Here is a 581-nt window from a genome sequence, read left to right on the forward strand (position 1 = left end):
GTATGTTTACCGTCGGCAAAGTCTCCCCGATTGCCCAACGCCTGATCGACGTGACCCACGCCTCCATGATGGCAGGTATCGAAGCGGTCAAACCCGGCGCTACCCTCGGCGATGTCGGCTATGCCTGCCAACAGGTTGCCGAAAATGCCGGCTACTCCGTAGTACAGGAATTCTGCGGACACGGCATCGGCCGCGGTTTCCACGAAGCGCCGCAAGTGGTCCACTACGGCCGCAAAGGTGAGGGCCTCGTCCTCAAACCGGGCATGATTTTCACCATCGAGCCGATGATCAACCAAGGCAAACGCCATCTGCGTATCCTGAACGACGGTTGGACAGTGGTCACCAAAGACCGCTCCCTCTCCGCCCAATGGGAACACGAAGTTTTGGTTACCGAAACCGGCTACGAAATCCTCACCGTCAGCCCTGCCAGCGGTAAGCCTTAACCTTGAAAAAACCTTCAGGCCGTCTGAAAACATAGATTCAGACGGCCTAAAATTTATTCGCATTCTCAATCCAGAAAACCGAATAAAAACTCGAAATTAAGTTTTTAACCATATTGAATCTGTCTATTATACATATCT

Annotated in this window: 1 protein-coding gene; it reads left to right on the forward strand. The window is 52.3% G+C overall.

Features of this window, described 5'->3' with window-relative positions:
- Positions 1-443 (forward strand): type I methionyl aminopeptidase (gene map, locus ACTHUM_RS17280; protein ID WP_440403596.1); only part of this gene is annotated, 443 nt, incomplete at its 5' end.
- Positions 444-581: the final 138 nt, after the last annotated feature.

The sequence above is a fragment of the Neisseria sp. P0021.S006 genome, assembly GCF_051956895.1.